Origin of the sequence: Ehrlichia ruminantium str. Welgevonden, assembly GCF_000026005.1 — a bacterium.
Lineage (GTDB): Bacteria > Pseudomonadota > Alphaproteobacteria > Rickettsiales > Anaplasmataceae > Ehrlichia > Ehrlichia ruminantium.
Genome location: NC_005295.2, coordinates 734,134 through 749,853 on the forward strand (window position 1 = coordinate 734,134; position 15,720 = coordinate 749,853).

General features: G+C 27.5%; 12 protein-coding genes, 1 tRNA gene and 2 pseudogenes. 7 read left to right on the forward strand and 8 right to left on the reverse strand.

Annotated elements, in window-relative coordinates; translation table 11 throughout:
- Positions 1–30 precede the first annotated feature (30 nt).
- Positions 31–951 (reverse strand): aspartate carbamoyltransferase catalytic subunit, encoded by a 921-nt coding sequence (locus ERUM_RS02330; RefSeq protein WP_011155108.1) that lies wholly within the window; start codon positions 949–951, stop codon positions 31–33.
- A gap of 362 nt (positions 952–1,313) precedes the next feature.
- On the opposite strand from ERUM_RS02330, the gene gyrB reads away from it, so the two are divergent.
- The 4 genes from gyrB (at position 1,314) to nuoH (ending at position 7,268) form a co-directional block, all read left to right on the forward strand.
- Positions 1,314–3,710 carry a DNA topoisomerase (ATP-hydrolyzing) subunit B gene (gene gyrB, locus ERUM_RS02335; RefSeq protein WP_011155109.1) on the forward strand — a complete coding sequence of 799 codons (2,397 nt, stop codon included), beginning with the start codon at positions 1,314–1,316 and terminating at the stop codon, positions 3,708–3,710.
- 165 nt (positions 3,711–3,875) lie between these two features.
- A complete protein-coding gene (locus tag ERUM_RS02340) occupies positions 3,876–4,094 on the forward strand; it encodes a hypothetical protein (protein WP_044148645.1) in 219 nt (72 codons plus the stop codon).
- Positions 4,095–4,103: 9 nt separating this feature from the next.
- Positions 4,104–6,158 (forward strand): NADH-quinone oxidoreductase subunit NuoG, encoded by a 2,055-nt coding sequence (nuoG, locus tag ERUM_RS02345; protein ID WP_011155111.1) that lies wholly within the window; start codon positions 4,104–4,106, stop codon positions 6,156–6,158.
- 6 nt (positions 6,159–6,164) lie between these two features.
- Entirely contained in the window at positions 6,165–7,268 is a 1,104-nt protein-coding gene (nuoH, locus tag ERUM_RS02350) for an NADH-quinone oxidoreductase subunit NuoH (protein ID WP_011155112.1), read from the forward strand.
- A 145-nt stretch (positions 7,269–7,413) separates the two neighbouring features.
- On the opposite strand, the pseudogene ERUM_RS05005 reads toward nuoH, so the two are convergent.
- The 5 genes and pseudogenes from ERUM_RS05005 to ERUM_RS02375 all read right to left on the reverse strand — a co-directional run.
- A pseudogene (locus ERUM_RS05005) lies at positions 7,414–7,605 on the reverse strand (NADH-quinone oxidoreductase subunit H); the annotation flags it as partial.
- A 322-nt stretch (positions 7,606–7,927) separates the two neighbouring features.
- Positions 7,928–8,168, reverse strand: a pseudogene (locus tag ERUM_RS02360) (NADH-quinone oxidoreductase subunit H); the annotation flags it as partial.
- Between the two features lie 204 nt (positions 8,169–8,372).
- Positions 8,373–9,785 carry a glutamate--tRNA ligase gene (gltX, locus tag ERUM_RS02365; protein WP_011155113.1) on the reverse strand — a complete coding sequence of 471 codons (1,413 nt, stop codon included), beginning with the start codon at positions 9,783–9,785 and terminating at the stop codon, positions 8,373–8,375.
- A 294-nt stretch (positions 9,786–10,079) separates the two neighbouring features.
- Positions 10,080–11,342, reverse strand: a complete 1,263-nt coding sequence (locus ERUM_RS02370; protein ID WP_231837248.1) for a hypothetical protein — start codon at positions 11,340–11,342, stop codon at positions 10,080–10,082.
- Positions 11,343–11,576: 234 nt separating this feature from the next.
- Positions 11,577–11,647, reverse strand: a tRNA-Thr gene (locus ERUM_RS02375).
- 26 nt (positions 11,648–11,673) lie between these two features.
- Here ERUM_RS02375 and ERUM_RS05185 point away from each other — a divergent pair.
- From ERUM_RS05185 to ERUM_RS02385, 3 genes are all read left to right on the forward strand, one after another.
- On the forward strand, positions 11,674–11,796 hold the full coding sequence (locus ERUM_RS05185; protein WP_257616662.1) for a hypothetical protein: 123 nt from the start codon (positions 11,674–11,676) through the stop codon (positions 11,794–11,796).
- Complete coding sequence (mutM, locus tag ERUM_RS02380; protein ID WP_011155115.1) at positions 11,780–12,589, forward strand: bifunctional DNA-formamidopyrimidine glycosylase/DNA-(apurinic or apyrimidinic site) lyase; 810 nt, start codon at positions 11,780–11,782, stop codon at positions 12,587–12,589. The genes ERUM_RS05185 and mutM overlap by 17 nt, the downstream gene beginning before the upstream one ends.
- 79 nt (positions 12,590–12,668) lie before the next feature.
- Entirely contained in the window at positions 12,669–13,829 is a 1,161-nt protein-coding gene (locus tag ERUM_RS02385) for a hypothetical protein (RefSeq protein WP_231837249.1), read from the forward strand.
- A gap of 67 nt (positions 13,830–13,896) precedes the next feature.
- Here the strand turns inward: ERUM_RS02385 and ERUM_RS02390 are convergent, their stop codons facing one another.
- Complete coding sequence (locus tag ERUM_RS02390; protein ID WP_231837250.1) at positions 13,897–15,120, reverse strand: 3-hydroxyacyl-CoA dehydrogenase; 1,224 nt, start codon at positions 15,118–15,120, stop codon at positions 13,897–13,899.
- A 73-nt stretch (positions 15,121–15,193) separates the two neighbouring features.
- On the reverse strand, positions 15,194–15,667 hold the full coding sequence (locus ERUM_RS02395) for a hypothetical protein (RefSeq protein WP_011155118.1): 474 nt from the start codon (positions 15,665–15,667) through the stop codon (positions 15,194–15,196).
- Between the last annotated feature and the right edge of the window lie 53 nt (positions 15,668–15,720).

Below are 15,720 nucleotides of genomic sequence, written 5' to 3' on the forward strand. Positions count from 1 at the left end.
TTTCTTATAATTAAAGCTTTAACAACCTATTTATGTAATATTACCCATGTCTTTAACTAATTTATGACACAGTAAGTACTCTAATATTGCTTTTCGTACTGCTACACCCATTTTTACTTGCAGTAGAATTATAGATTTTTTTTCTGCTACATAATGAGATATTTCTACACCCTTATTTGTAGGTCCTGGATGCATAACTATCACATCTGACCTTGCATAAGAAAGGTTTTCATAATTTAACATATAAAGATATGCATATTCCTCTTCTGAAGAAATAGTAAAATTAGTCATACGTTCTTTTTGTAGCCTTAATAGCATAATAACATCTGAATCACTAATTCCTTCAACAAAGTTGTGATGTATATGCGATACTCCTTTCAAATTACAAATTAATGTTGGTGGAGCAACTATAGATATATTAGCCCCGTATCTTGATAATAATCTGATGTTTGATCTTGCAACTCTACTATGTAATATATCACCACATATAGATATATTTAAATTATGAATTTTTCCTTTAATATAACGTATAGTACAATAATCTATTAATGCTTGTGTTGGGTGTTCATGGTGTCCATCTCCTGCATTGATAATATGACAATTTGGTAAATATTTTGATATTTCTTTTATAAATTGACTGTATTGTGACCTGATAATAATTAGATCAGGATTCATTGCATTTATATTTAACACAGTATCTATAATGCTTTCTCCTTTATTCATAGATGATGTACTTACATTTATAGTAACAGTATGTGCTCCTAAAGACTTTGCAGAAATTTCAAAAGAAGATAAAGTACGGGTTGAACTTTCAAAAAATAAATTAACAATTGTTTTTCCATATAAGGAATTGTTACTAACATTGCTGTTATTAAAATGTTGTATTGCAGTGTCAAAAATGAATTCTATATCATAAGAATTTAGATCATTTATTTCTAATAACATATTCATTATTTAACCTATTTATTTAATAGAAATATATCATAAATCTTGATTTTTTATAACATCTAGTATTACATGATTAAAGTGATGGATGAAAATAAAAATAGTTTTATCAATTGATAAAAGTAAGTTAATTGTAAAATACTATAATTTTTTTCACTAGATTATTACAATATCCTATGGAATCATATTATTAATAGTCAATACATTTTTGGAATATATCAATACTATAAGGTTAACAAAATACTTCTTAACAAATTGCACATATGAACATATATACATTACAAATTGGTAGTACTTAAGAGTTTTTTTACTTTATCTAAATTTTTCTACAGGTATAATGTTGTTTACTTAATTAAGTAAATATTGCTATGAATGATTATAATGCAAGCTCAATTACTGTTTTAAAAGGGCTAGATGCAGTAAGAAAAAGACCAGGAATGTATATAGGTGATACTGACGATGGGTCAGGCTTACATCATATGGTATATGAAGTTATTGATAATTCTATAGATGAGGCACTAGCTGGTTTCTGTAATAAAATAGATATTATCATTCAAAATGATGGATCAGTATCTGTAATAGATAATGGTAGAGGTATACCTGTAGATATACATGAGGATGAAGGAATACCTGCAGCAGAAGTGATTATGACACAGTTACACGCTGGTGGTAAGTTTGATCATAGCTCTTATAAAGTTTCTGGTGGGCTTCATGGTGTAGGAGTATCAGTCGTAAATGCACTTTCAAGTTGGTTAGAATTAACTATATGGCGCAATGGTAAAGAATATTTTATGCGTTTTGAAGATGGAATAACAGTTACACCTTTAAGCGTAGTAGCTGAAAATACAACAAAGAAAGGAACTAAAATTACTTTTCTACCATCAAAAGACATTTTTTCATTCATCAGTTTTAATTATTCAACACTAGAAAACCGTATAAGAGAACTATCATTTCTTAATTCTAATATTAATATCAACTTAAAAGATTTGAGGGATAATCAAATCTCAGATTCATCTTTTGGAATAAAAGGTCATATTAAAACCTCTGCTATAGAAGACAGAGGAACTTCTGGTTTTGTTAAGTATCTTGACCGTAATAAAAATCCTGTAACTAAGGTTATTCACATAGAAGGTAATATACCTGAAAGTGGAATTAATGTTGAGCTATCAATGCATTGGAATGATTCATACTATGAGAATATGCTATGTTTTACAAATAATATAAGACAAAGAGATGGTGGTACCCACCTTGCAGGTTTTAGATCTGCTATGACACGTTGTATTAATAACTATGCTACTAATGAAGGCTTTTTAAAAAAAGCTAAAGTTAGTATTTTGGGAGAAGATGTAAGAGAAGGGCTAACTTGTGTACTATCGATAAAACTACCAGATCCTAAATTTTCATCTCAGACTAAGGATAAACTGGTAAGTTCTGAAGCTAGAACAGCTGTAGAAAATATAGTTTATGAAAAGCTTACAAATATTTTTGAAACTAATCCTAAGTTAGCGAGTAGTGTTATAGAACGTATAATTAGATCAGCTAAGGGTAGGGAAGCTGCTCGCAAAGCAAGAGATATTATAAAAAATAAAAATGGTTTTGATTTTACTATCTTACCTGGAAAGTTAGCAGATTGTCAGGAAAAATCTCCAGAATTATCTGAATTATTTATTGTAGAGGGTAATTCAGCAGGTGGTTCGGCAAAACAAGGACGTGATAGACGTTCTCAAGCTGTACTATCTTTAAAAGGAAAAATATTAAATGTAGAACGTGCAAGTTTGGATCGCATATTATCATCTTCAGAAATAGCATCATTAATCACAGCAGTAGGTAGTAATATTGGGGTTGAAAATTTTGATATAGAAAAAGTACGTTATCATAAAGTTATTATTATGACTGATGCAGATGTTGATGGATCGCACATTAGAACCTTGTTATTAACATTTTTCTTCCGTTATATGCGTGAAATCATAGAAAAGGGGTATTTATATATTGCCCAACCTCCTCTTTATAAAGTCACACAAAATAAAAAAGAACTATATATCAAAAATGATGAAATGTTGTATAATTATATTATTAATAATGCAGTAAGAAACGTAACATTTATTGCTGATAAGGATTATGTAGGAGATAGCTTATCTAAGATATTACATCAATGTATGGAAATTAGTAAAATAACAAAGAGTTATAACAGAATAATTCCTCAAAATGTTTTAGAATCACTTATAATTTTCTTCAAAAAGCATAACTTTAATTCTGCAGATGAAGTATCTAATCACTTAAATAAGATTTTCTGTGATTATGAATGGAGTGTCGAAATACCTGAAAAAGATAATATAACTATTTTTAGATTATCTCATGGATTAGTTGATAAATATTATCTTGATAACAAAATTATGAATTCTGAAGATATTCAACGTGTTATTAATATGTGTAATAATATTGAAGAAGCTTTTAGTGATATACCTATTTTATCTACAAAAGATAATAATGTTAAGATAGATTCACCTACTTCTTTAGTAGATAACATAATAGAATTTGGCAAAAAGGACATGACTTTACAAAGATTTAAAGGTTTGGGTGAGATGAATGCAGATCAATTATGGGATACTACATTGAACCCTGATACTAGGACTTTACTAAAAATTAAAATATCTGATTGTGAAGCTGCCGATTCGATATTTTCAATATTAATGGGTGATTTTGTTGAACCAAGGCGTGATTTTATCAATAATAATGCTTTAAATGTACAGAATATTGATGCATAAGATATTTTGTACCTTTATGATATGTTAGTATTTATATTATAGTAAAAAGAAAATTTACGTTAAAAGTATAATATTGCATCAAAGATTTAATATGTAATTTATTGACGTAAAATACTAAAATGATAAAATATGTTATGCTTGCATAGCGTGTGTAGAGAGGATATTATGGCTAAAAAAGGAGCAAAAGTTGCAAAAACAGCAAGTAAAAATAATCCATTACAACGTAAGAAAGGTAGTACTCAGAAGATGTATGCTGGAAAAACTATAAAACCAGTTAAGTACATTAATAGAGAACTAGGAAAAATTTTTATTGCTGGACAGTATGATAATGGTGATTTGGTAAAGGATAGTTTAGGTAATCCAATAGAGTGGGCTAGTATATAAGGATAATGTGTGGTTAAACTAGTTATAGATTCTTTAGAAATAGAAGTTGAAGATGGTATAACTGTATTACAAGCTTGTGAGCTTGCTGGTATACAAATACCAAGGTTTTGCTATCATGAGAGACTTGCTATAGCAGGTAATTGCAGAATGTGTCTAGTGGAAATTTCTGGTGGACCACCTAAACCTGCAGCTTCTTGTGCAATTCCCGTAGCAGAAGGCATGGTAGTAAAAACTAACACTGATAAAATAAAAAAAGCTAGAGAAGGAATATTAGAGTTCTTATTAATTAATCATCCTTTGGATTGTCCAATTTGTGATCAAGGTGGAGAATGTGACTTACAAGATCAAACTATGTTATATGGTAGGGGGAAAAGTAGGTATAAAGAAAAAAAACGAGCTGTAAAGAAAAAGAATTTTGGGCCATTAATTGAAAATGCAATGACAAGATGTATACACTGTACTAGGTGTATTAGATTCTTATCCGATGTTGCTGGAAGCTACGAATTAGGTACTTTAGGTCGTGGTGAAAAAATGGAGATAGATACTTATATTTCTAATCATATTAGTTCAGAATTATCGGGTAATATTATAGATCTTTGTCCAGTTGGAGCCTTAACTTCAAAGCCATACGCATTTAAGGCTAGATCATGGGAATTACGTCATTGTGAAACAATAGATATTTTAGATGCTGTATGTAGCAATATAAGAGTAGATACTCGTGGCTTAGAAGTAATGAGAATATTACCTAGGGTTAATGAAGAAATTAATGAAGAATGGATATCTGATAAAACACGTTTTTCATACGATGGATTAAAGTTACAAAGATTAGACAGGCCATATATTAGAAAAAATGGACAACTATTCCCAGTAACATGGGAAGAAGCATTTAGTACAATATCACAAAAAATTACTAATACTCCAGGTAATAAGATTGCAGCAATTGCTGGAGATCTAGCAGACTGTGAGTCGATGTTTTTACTAAAAGAACTTATGCATAAGTTAAAAAGTGATAATTTAGAATGCAGACAAGATGGCTCAATATTACCTAATAATTACAGGCCATTATACTTGTTTAACACTGGTATATCTAACATTCATAAAGCTGATCTGTGTTTATTAATTAATACGAATATTAGGCTTGAAGCACCTATTATTAATGCAAGATTAAGGAAACGCTATTTACAAGGTAATATTCATATTGCCAGTATAGGTACATATGACAATTTTAACTATAGAGTAGAAAACTTAGGAAATTACTGCTCAGTTTTACAAGATATATTAGATGAAAATACAGATTTCTCTCAATTATTGAAATCTGCAAAAAACCCTATGTTAATTTTAGGGCAGGATGCTTTAATAGATAATTATGGTTATACTGTATTTACATTAGCTATTAAAATTGCAGAAAAATTTGGTATGTTAAGACATGATTGGAACGGATTTAATGTACTACACAAAGCTGCAGCCAGAGTAGGTGCTTTAGATGTAGGTTTTGTACCTAGTTATAATAAAAAAAATATCGTATTAGATATAATTAATGGTGTTAAATCTGGAGAAATAGAAGTTTTATACCTTCTTGGAGCAGATGAACTTGATATATCTCGTTCGGATTCTTCTTTTATTATATATCAAGGACATCATGGAGATAAGGGAGCACAAATTGCAGATGTAATCTTACCTGGTGCTGCATATACAGAAAAAAGTGCAACCTATGTTAATACTGAAGGTAGAGTACAAAGAACTAATATAGCTGTTTTTCCGCCTGGTATGGCAAAAGAAGACTGGGTTATTATACAAGAATTATCAAAATATTTAAAAGTAGATATGCAGTACAATACTATAGATTGTGTAAGAAATAAGTTATCAACAATAGGAGAACAGTTTTTAGAAGAAAATATTGGTCATCTAATACCAAGTAAATGGATTTCAATTGATTTAGGTGTTAAATTAGAAGAAACTTCAACATTTATAAATAGAGACTTTAACTTTTATATGACAGATCCAATCAGTCGTGCGTCTGTAATAATGGCAAATTGTGTAAAAGCTTTTTTAGGAAAAGATTAGGTAAATATGCATAATTATAATATTTTTCTAAGTTTTTATAATTATATTAGTAGTGGAGTACTGCTATTTTTAAAAATAATTATAGTAATAATTTCTGTTATGGTATCTGTTGCTTACCTAGTATACATGGAACGTAAAGTAATAGCAGCCATACAATTAAGACAAGGACCTAGTGTTGTTGGTCCATTTGGTTTGCTACAGCCTTTTGCTGATGCTATAAAACTTATTATTAAAGAACCTATAATTCCATTTAAAGCAAATAAGCTATGTTTTCTTATAGCTCCAGTTATTACATTTACACTAGCTCTATTAGGTTGGGCAGTTATTCCATTTGGATCTTACATAATAGTAGATAATGGTCAAGAATTAATTGTACCAAATGTTATCGCAAATATAAATATTGGAGTATTGTATATTCTTGCAATTTCTTCGCTTGGTGTTTATGGAATTATAATAGCTGGATGGTCAAGTAATTCTAATTATGCTTTTTTAGGAGCTATTAGATCTGCGTCACAAATGATATCATATGAAGTATCTATTGGTCTAACTATAGTGACAGTACTATTAGCTACTGGATCCCTAAAACTAGGGGAAATAGTTATAGCACGACATAACATGCCTTATTGGATAGACTTATTATTACTGCCAATGGCATTTATGTTTTTTATATCTGCTCTAGCAGAAACCAATAGGCATCCTTTTGATTTACCAGAAGCAGAATCTGAACTAGTATCTGGATATAATGTTGAGTATTCATCTATGCCATTTGCTTTATTTTTTTTAGGTGAATACGCAAACATGATTCTTATGAGCGCAATGGCAGTCATATTTTTTTTTGGAGGATGGTATCCTCCATTAAATGTTAGTTTTTTATATATCATTCCTGGAACTATATGGTTCATCTTTAAAATAGTAATACTATTATTTTGTTTTATATGGATTCGTGCTAGTATTCCTAGATATAGATATGACCAACTAATGAGGTTAGGTTGGAAAGTATTTTTACCTATATCTTTATTTTGGGTAATATTAGTCTCAGGTATTTTAGTATATACTGATTCTCTACCCAAAAATACCTTAAATAATACTGTTTATTATAAAGAAAATTAGCTAATAGTACTTGTCACTATAGTAAGACCAATAGATACTTCATATGATATTATTTGTGATAAGATAGTATTTTTTATCAGCTATAAATTTAACACTATTTAAATATAAAAAATATACTGTGTATTTTTGTATATATGTATACCTAAATAGTTCCAAGAATGATATATAAAAAACTAACATTTAATGGAGGATACCATCCTCCAAAAAAAAATATGACTGCCATTGCGCTCATAAGAATCATGTTTGCGTATTCACCTAAAAAAAATAAAGCAAATGGCATAGATGAATACTCAACATTATATCCAGATACTAGTTCAGATTCTGTCTCTGGTAAATTATAAGTAATATATAAAAGGCTATAATGCAAGTTTACAATACTGAATAATTTATTCAATAAAGAAAATCTAAACTCTACTAATAGAACTAAGTCAGTCTTGCCTTCAACATATAAAGACTGTGTGATAAATTAGCTGTTATGAATTATATAAATCTTTGAACTGGCAAATAACCATTTTCATAGTTTCATGAAAACACTAATAAATAAACTATTACATGAATAAAACCTACAACACTAAATAATCTAGTGTCATTACAAATTCATGAAAAAGCTTTTCGTTTATTACAAACAATATATATCTGTATACAATATAATAGTTCAATTCTGCTTCTGATAAATCAAAAGGATGCCTATTGGTTTCTGCTAGAGCAGATATAAAAAACATAAATGCCATTGGTAGTAATAATAAGTCTATCCAATAAGGCATGTTATGTCGTACTATAACTATTTCCCCTAGTTTTAGGGATCCAGTAGCTAATAGTACTGTCACTATATTTAGACCAATAGATAACTTCATATGATATCATTTGTGATGCAGATCTAATAGCTCCTAAAAATACAAATTTTATTTTTTTGAATAAGAATTAATTTTAATCTTATGTAATCTATAGTAATATTATTTACGGAATGCAAAATTGGTAATTAGCTTATAACTCAATAACTATAACAGCACTAACTTTGATAGAAAAAACAAAAATTTAGTTATATAGTAAGCATACACTAATACTATTTGTTATCTTATAATTTTTTATCCTTAAAATAAAGTATTATTTTACCATATCTCTTGCATATTTTATTCTATTTAAGCATTCTTCACGCTGAAAATTAACCATTATATCTATGATACTTGGAGCATTTATTCTTCCGATAATAGATGCACGTAAACAGTGATAAATATTATGAATTTTTGTATTGTAATCTTTTACAATATTTTTGATCATTGAAGTTAATGTACTGTTATTCCAGTCATCATTTAAAACTTTTGATAGATTATCATATAAAATGCTTAATATATCATGGTTAGATTTGATAATTATAAGAGATTCTTGATCAAAAGAAATTGGAATATCTTCAACATAAAATAGAGACTCATTTGCTAAATTAACTAAATTTTTTGTTCTCTTTTTTAGTTCATTAATTCCATTTAATAGATAGCCTATTTTCTCTGTATTGACTTTATATCCTATCGTTTTCTCTATAATAGGAATTATCATCTCAATAATAGTTGCATTATTAGTTGCATTAATATAGTGATTATTTAAAAATTCTAGTTTTTTGCTATCTAACCTTGCTGGAGATTGTCCTACTTTATCTATGGAAAACCAACGTATGGCTTCATCTATAGTAATAACTTCATCATTACCATGACTCCACCCCATCCTTAATAAGTAGTTTAACAAAGCTTCTGGTAATATTCCAGCATTCTTATATTCATGTATACCTAATGCATGATGCCTTTTAGATAATTTATTACCGTTTTCATCATGTATTAATGGAATATGAGCAAATTCAGGAGGTTTCCAACCCAATGCATTATATATTAATAGTTGACGTGCTGTATTAGTCAAGTGGTCTGTTCCTCTAATAATATGTGTAATACCCATATCATAATCATCAACAACAACAGATAAAAGATATGTTGGAGTATTATTAGATCGCAATAAAACCATATCATCAAGTTGTACATTATTAACTGCAATAGTACCATAAACCTTATCTTTAAACTCAGTTATACCTTCTGTATCACTATGTAATCTAATTACTTTACTACAATTACCAATAGGTGGATTTCTATTTTTCCATATACAATTATGTTTATAATGTAATCCCTTTTTCGTATATTCTTCTTTTTCCAAATTAATTTCTTCTTCAGAGCAATAGCAATAATATGCTTTATCATTCAATATCAATTGATTTGCAATTTCAATATGTCTTGATATTCTGCTCGATTGTAATATAATATCTCCATCATGCTGGATATTTAGCCAAATCATTGAATTAATAATTGAATCTATTAATTCCTTAGATGACCTCTTACTATCAGTATCTTCAATTCGTAATAAAAATTTACCATTATTGTGTTTAGCATATAACCAGTTAAACAGAGCAGTTCTTGCACCACCTAAATGCAAATGTCCAGTAGGTGATGGTGCAAATCTAGTAACTACATGATTAAGCATAAAAAAAAGAAATTTTAAAATTTTTCATTGTTTAATATAAAAACAATTTTGTAAAGCTAAATATCTATCGTGAAATACCAAAATAACAATTGTATACCATATTATGCTTTCAGATATTTTTTTTCAAAACAAATACTTATTATTAGTAGAATAGTTCGACATAATAAAATAGCCATATTAAAAAATATAATGTCTGTATGATTAGTAATATAAAACATTACTAAAGTACCTCTCTTAAAATCGCTAAATACTATAGTTGATAGATTATATAAATCCCATCATATATAACTGATTTTACTCTTTTTGTACATAATGAACTATGGGATGTGTTACTATCACATTATCTATACTCTCATATATGTGTTCACTAGATTCAAATATAGAATCTTCACCATCTTTATTATCTGTTGAATGAATACTACTTATATCTTCATCTTCTTCTATCGCAGAATATAATCTTTCATTTGATAATTTCAAATTTTGATATAAGGTACTTTCATTTTTTTGCGATAAATAATTATGAACTACATCTTGACATGAAATTAACCTTTTCTTTGTATATGATATACAACACAATTTACGGTTTTCTACTGTTTCAATATATACTTCTTCACCTAATTCTTTCAATATTAACAACTCATGAAAATGTTTATCTTTTATAGATGACATGTAACAGCTTGATATAATTTCACCATGCTGGGTTAAAGGCATTTTAGCTTTTAATTCTAAATGTCCTCTAATCAATACTGGATAATATAATGTATTACAAAAGTTATACATTTCTTCTTTGTTTATTCGTAAATACAACAATTCTGCTCTAGAACTTAATGCTTGACCAGTACGTAATTCCATAAGTAATGCAAATATATAAACTTCTGCATTAGGTACCTCATAACTTTTTCTATTACCAGCATCAATATAATTGAGTACCATTTTTTTACCATGCATATTACCAATAGCTATACATTCAACATTCGATATTAAGGCATCATAAGATTCTAAGGATTCTGAAACACACCTTCTAGATTTTCCTTCTAATATGCATCTATTAATCAATTCAGAACATAAAATTAGACTTCTTCTCTTATATGGTATACAGCATAATTTACGTGTTTCTACTATTTTAATATATACTTCTTTATCTAATTGATTAAGAATTGATAATTCAGCAACGCGTAAGTTTTGCGTACTCAATATTGGAATAACTGATATAACATCAGCATCTTGTTCAATAGGCCTTCTAAAATCTAATCCACCTGCACCTTGCTTGGATATTGGAAAATAAAATATTCTTTTAAAACCTAATATTTCATTTTGCTGCAATCTTACATACACATAACATAATCCTTTGTCATTACATAACTTGACTATTAATGTAACTATACAAATTTCTGCTGAATCAGGTATTTCGTACCTTGCCTTATCTTTCCCCTCAAAATACTTTAATACTAATTTTTCCGCACTCTTGTAACCAACAGCTACACACTCAATACCTATTACTTTTCCATTTCTAATATCTTCAAATATAGATTCTGGAACATTCCTTACAGTATACACATTCTTAACCTCCAATTTTTTTTCTTAATAAATAATTAAATATACTTAAATTAGTAATACTATAAATTAAAATTTATGCAAATATTTTAAAATTAAAAACCTTGAATGATAATAAATCTATTGCTAATACTTTACAATTATTTGGAAATAAGGAAGCACTAATACATTATATTAGTAAAAGAGCACAACTTATATAAATATCCTTTTAACAAAATTTATTATATTAACTACCTGTGCCGTTACTAAGAATCGAACTTAGTTCTTGTCAATACCAATGACATATTCTACCATTAAACTATAACGGCGGTATTATTATTCTATTTTATATTATATGGATAAGTCAAAAAAAATAAAAAACTTAGATAAAAAAAAATCTCTATCTAATGCATTAAAAGCTAATCTATTGCGCAGAAAACAAAAACAAAAACAATTAAAAGATGCCAGAGCTACCTGAAGTTGAAGTAGTATGTAAAATATTATCTACTAAAATTGTAGGAAAAACTATACTAAAAATACAAATTAATAGATACGATTTAAGAACACAAATCACAGAAAAATTAGCTGATATTGTGCAAGGTTGTTATATATCTAAAATCCTTAGAAAAGGAAAGTACATAATTTTTATTTTAAACAATCAGTATTATATAGTAATACACTTAGGCATGAGTGGAACACTGATTTGCAATCATGATTATATTACTATGAAACACAATCATGTATTATTTTTCTTTAACGACAATCAAATTCTAGTTTTTAATGATCCTAGAAGATTTGGATCATTAACTTTATTAACTTATGAACAATACCTAGAATTTTTTAAGGATTTCGGCATTGATCCATTATCTGACAATTTTAATACTGAATATCTTTATAGTAGTTTCAATAGAAAAACAAGTATCAAATCTTTATTAATGAATAATAAAATCATCACTGGTATAGGTAATATATATTCTACAGAATCCCTGTTTATGGCAAAGGTTTTACCAACTAAACTGACAACCAATATATCACAATTAGAATGTACTACAATTGTAGAGAATCTCAAGAACATTTTATTATTATCAATAAAACATGGTGGATCAAGTATTAGAAATTATATATCTCCGACAGGAACTAAAGGCAATTTTCAAAATTATTTTTCAGTTTATAACAGAGCAGGGCTATTGTGTTATATATGTAACAATAAAATTTCAATGATCAAACAACACAGCAGAAGTACTTTTTTTTGTTCACATTGTCAATCATAAGTTTACTTAATAGTAAACATATTAATTGTAAGTTATAATATTATTATATATAATTGTATTAGTGTGTTTATTTAAAATTATGCAGTTAGTACTTTTATCAACAATAGATTCAAAAAATGGAGAAGTAGTACCATTTTTATCTAATGCTTTTTCTTACAAATATGATAGTGGTAAATTCATTCCACAAAATATGAATCTTGCTAATAATGTTGTTTTTAGCAATGATTATAATTTTGGTGAAATAGAATTACATGGATCTATTTTTAATAGATGTAGTATTAGTAAATGTGAATACTTTAATGAGGAGATTATTATATTACGTGGTCTTTCTAATTTTACTAGTGAAGAAGTATTTATATGCTTCTCTGATAATAATTTTGAAAATTTCTCTAATAATACTGAAGAAGATAAAATTTTGGTATTAAAAAATTATATTTGTGGAGGAAAAGTTGGTACACTTGAATTTCACGATATACTGTTAAGTTCTCTAGAAAAGTTACAATTTACAATTAGAAAATCTCACCTTAAAACAGAATTACCAAGTGCACTTACTTTTAAATCACTAGATGTGGAAAATAATACTACCACTACTATTCAAGTAGTTTCTAGTATGCTTAATATTACTGAACCATCATGTCTTGGAGGGATAGTAGTAATATGGGCTAAACCTGATAAAAAATATGATGACCCTAAACTTTGTTTATGTAATGCTTCATTATTTGAACGTGATAACGATGGTACACTTATCACAAGTAATAGAAAGATCATGAGTATATTAACATCAGAAGCGCGTCATCTTCTTGATCCTGAATTATTTAAAACAATATTTACCAAGTTTTATCGTATCTCTAGTTCTTCTTATAATGAAGATATATTAATTATAACAGGAAAAACCACAAGTAATACAACAAAATTTCTGTCTACAACACTAAAAAAGTATATGTTTAACTGTTTTGTTAAATATCAAAATGAAAATCCTATTCTTACCTTAGAAAATAGTATTTGGGAAACAGTAGGAAATGATATTACTCCTAAGCAAATATTTCTTAATATAATTTCAAGATGTACACTAACACAAACAACAGTAGGTCCACAAAAACAATTTGTAATTTTTACATGCTATGATGAGTACGATACACAAATTAGCAATATCTACTGTAGTACTAAAAAAATATCAAATTACCATTTAATGAACCCTAAGCTACAAGAATGTGTAAGTGTACATAGAGATGTTATGTAAGATTAATTTTCCATAATATACATTATGTAATATATATGATAATAAAAAAATTATTAATGGCAGTATTTTATACATACCCCCCATCATATATATTAAGATATTGACCTTGATTATTATACATTTTTTTCTTTAATGACAGAATTTTTGGTAAATTGTTACATTCTATAGCAGAATTAAAAAAACAAAATTTATTATGATTACAATCGTTTAACATATCAATAATTTCAAATGGACCATATTTCCATCCATATGTTAATTTTACTGCTTTATCTATAATTGATATATTAGAAGATAATTCTGGAACTAAAGAAGCAATATATATTAAAGTATTTGACCACACATAATACATAAATTTTCCATATTTATTATTAGTATCAAATAAACTCTCAATACTTTTAAATTCTTGATTAATATAAGATATAGATCTGTATAAGCCAGTATATAAATCTATGACCTGATTATTATATCCATTATAAAGCTCATAAGATCTATAAAAACCACCAATATTACTTGTAGAACCAGTATAACCGTCAGAAATCATTTGAAATACTACTTTAGGAATCATATTGTATAATTGACTTAAATGATCATCATTTGGCAAGACATTAACTAAAGATTGCACAGTGGTAATAAATTTGTCTAAACCCATTTTATCTAATAATTTAAACATACCATTTGATATTCCAATATGATTATTACTGATAACAAAATCAGCTTCTTCTATCTTTATTTGAAAATCGTAAGCTCCTATTAATACAATCATTAATAGAAATGATATAATTCTATCTAATATGAGTCCTGGAGTATTATTACATACAATTAAATTAGTACAATTAAAACTATATAGTACATCAACTACTTTACCCTCACCTTTTTTCTTATAAAGAGCACATTGTATCAATTTTATTACATTATTATAATTAAAAAAATCTGTAATTACCAAATTATAACAATACATATTATTTAATATTTTACTCTCTATAACATCCAATAAAAAAACTGAATTAGATGAGATAATAATATTATCACTAAGATAAGGAGTAACTTTGTTATATGTATGATATAAAAAATCTGTATTTTTTTTTTGATCACTAATATTTATTATCCAACTTACTTCTTTAAGACAAGAAAGATCATCATTTACATTGATAACCTTTAGTAAATGATTTTCCTGTAATCCATTACCAAGATTATCTAGCTCCACTATAATAATTGGAACATTAAAATTATTTATGATATATTCTGTTATATTACTATTTTTTGTAAAATCTATAAGTGCTATTTTATGCATTTCCACGAAGTTTTTCCTTTTTTAGCTATATAGCAATCTATATATGTTATACAATTAATTAACAATATATTTATTAAACACCAAATTCATCTTCTATTTTCTTTACTATATCTTGTGGTGGATTTTCACCCCAACCAGAATATAATATTTGCCCATATAATGCAACATCTATAGATCCTGACCTACTCTTAGCAAGAAACATTTCTCTCTTATGTTTGTCAACTAACACATAATGCCAAGCAGGCCTACCATTATCTTTACCTCTAACAAGGAATAAACAATCTAACCTACTCTTCTTAGTAGATTCAGCAAAATTTTTATTACTTAATTTACTTTTTCTTAATACATCCTTTGATTCAGAAAAAGATGAATCTTTTTCACTTTTACTACTTAATGTCTCAGAAAATTTTGTTGTTTTATTAGAAATTGCATTAGGATTATTATATCTTTGAGCAAAACCACCACTTCCACTTCCTACACTTTTTCTATTGCCAGCAAATTGTTTAGTAAACTTTGAATCACCTGTTTTTTTAGAGTCATCGCTCATTTATTTACCTAATTTAACTAAAATTGCATATTAACAAAATGACTAATTCTTCA

Bases quoted from the DNA above. Each gene is read 5' to 3' on its own strand.
- gyrB (WP_011155109.1), top strand. From the start codon at position 1,314: ATGAATGATTATAATGCAAGCTCAATTACTGTTTTAAAAGGGCTAGAT.
- ERUM_RS02330 (WP_011155108.1), bottom strand. From the start codon at position 951: ATGAATATGTTATTAGAAATAAATGATCTAAATTCTTATGATATAGAA.
- gltX (WP_011155113.1), bottom strand. From the start codon at position 9,785: ATGCTTAATCATGTAGTTACTAGATTTGCACCATCACCTACTGGACAT.
- mutM (WP_011155115.1), top strand. From the start codon at position 11,780: ATGCCAGAGCTACCTGAAGTTGAAGTAGTATGTAAAATATTATCTACT.
- ERUM_RS02385 (WP_231837249.1), top strand. From the start codon at position 12,669: ATGCAGTTAGTACTTTTATCAACAATAGATTCAAAAAATGGAGAAGTA.
- ERUM_RS02395 (WP_011155118.1), bottom strand. From the start codon at position 15,667: ATGAGCGATGACTCTAAAAAAACAGGTGATTCAAAGTTTACTAAACAA.
- nuoH (WP_011155112.1), top strand. From the start codon at position 6,165: ATGCATAATTATAATATTTTTCTAAGTTTTTATAATTATATTAGTAGT.
- ERUM_RS02390 (WP_231837250.1), bottom strand. From the start codon at position 15,120: ATGCATAAAATAGCACTTATAGATTTTACAAAAAATAGTAATATAACA.
- ERUM_RS02340 (WP_044148645.1), top strand. From the start codon at position 3,876: ATGGCTAAAAAAGGAGCAAAAGTTGCAAAAACAGCAAGTAAAAATAAT.
- ERUM_RS05185 (WP_257616662.1), top strand. From the start codon at position 11,674: ATGGATAAGTCAAAAAAAATAAAAAACTTAGATAAAAAAAAATCTCTA.